We start from the raw sequence: 1,170 nt of genomic DNA, 5'->3' as shown, positions 1-1,170 counted from the left end.
CTGAGGTTGAAAGCGTGATGGCCGTGGGTGGCTGACGTTCCTTGATCCCTGCGGTACGACCGGAGCATGAAGTATGCACAGGGCGGTGGGCTGACCCCGCAGGGGCAGGTGGAGCGGGAGCGGGTACGGCTGGAGGCGGCCGAGCGGTTTGCGCGCGGCGAGGCGACGGCACAGGTCGCGGCGGCGTTGCGGGTCGGTGAGCGGCAGGTGCGCAAGTGGCGGCAGGCCTGGCGTGACGGCGGCGCGGAGGCGCTGCGCTCGAAGGGGCCGCACTCGGTGGAGCGGTTGAGCCCCGCGCAGTGGGACAGCCTGGTGCGGGAGTTGGAGCAGGGTCCGCTGGCCCACGGCTGGAGCGAGGACCAGTGCTGGACGCTGGGGCGGATCCGTGTCGTGATCGCGCGCAGGTTCCACATCGGCTACACGGTGCAGGGCGTGTGGCATCTGCTGCGGCGCCACGGCTGGTCGGCGCAGGTGCCGGTGCGCCGGGCGCTGGAGCGCGACGACGCCGCGGTGGAGGTGTGGAAGGCCGAGGTCTGGCCGCGGTTAAAAGGACCGCGGCGGCCCGTGACGCCTGGATCTGTTTCGCCGACGAGGCCGGCCAGGGCATGAGGCCGCCGAAGGGCCGGACCTGGGCGCCGCGCGGACGCACGCCCGAGGTCCGGGTGTGTGTCGGCGGCCGGGGCCGGGTGACGGTGGCCGGCGCGGTCTGCTTCAAGCCCGGCCAGCGGTCGCGGTTCTTCTTCAAGCTGCACATCTACCAAGCCCGCAAGGGCCAGCCGAAGAGCTTCACCTGGCAGGACTACCGCGACTTCATCGCCATGACGCACGTGCAACTCGGCGGCCCGGTGGTGTGGTGCTGGGACAACCTGAACGTCCACCTCGCCGACGGCCTGACCGAGTTCGCTGTTGAGCACCGGGACTGGCTGGAGGTCTTCCAGTTCCCCTCGTACGCGCCGGACCTGAACCCGCAGGAGGGGATCTGGTCGCTGGTCAAGCGCGGGTTGGCGAACTTCGCCGCCGCCAACCTGGACCACCTGGTCCGGGTCATGAAGCGCAAGCTGAAGAAGATCCAGTACCGCCCGCACCTGATCGACGCCTGCCTCGCCGAGACCGGACTGATCATCGAACCCTGGTGACCGCCACGAAGGCCATCACGCTTTCAACCTCAGT

General features: G+C 70.0%; 1 protein-coding gene. It reads left to right on the top strand.

Translation table 11 applies throughout. The annotated features are described in order from the left end of the window. Positions 1-66: 66 nt before the first annotated feature. Positions 67-1,136 (top strand): IS630 family transposase gene (locus IF29_RS49250; RefSeq protein WP_475630832.1). Its coding sequence is split into 2 segments (ribosomal slippage): positions 67-528 and positions 531-1,136, totalling 1,068 coding nucleotides; the frame shifts between segments, so codons are not numbered across the junction. Positions 1,137-1,170: the final 34 nt, after the last annotated feature.

This window comes from Streptacidiphilus jeojiense, assembly GCF_000719095.1.
Lineage (GTDB): Bacteria > Actinomycetota > Actinomycetes > Streptomycetales > Streptomycetaceae > Streptacidiphilus > Streptacidiphilus jeojiensis.
This window is presented reverse-complemented; position numbering and strand designations above follow the sequence as displayed.